A 220-nucleotide genomic window follows, 5' to 3' on the forward strand; every position below is an offset into this window, starting at 1 on the left:
CCCCCAGTAGCGGCGAGCGAACGGGGAGCAGCCCAGAGTCTGAATCAGCTTGTGTGTTAGTGGAAGCGTCTGGAAAGTCGCACGGTACAGGGTGACAGTCCCGTACACGAAAGCACACAGGCTGTGAACTCGAAGAGTAGGGCGGGACACGTGGTATCCTGTCTGAATATGGGGGGACCATCCTCCAAGGCTAAATACTCCTGACTGACCGATAGTGAAC

1 rRNA gene is annotated in these 220 nt (G+C 56.4%); it reads left to right on the top strand.

Features of this window, described 5'->3' with window-relative positions:
- A 23S ribosomal RNA gene (locus tag ACZ6J2_RS21960) occupies positions 1-220 on the top strand; the annotation flags it as partial.

Source organism: Enterobacter sp. E14S, from assembly GCF_055666685.1.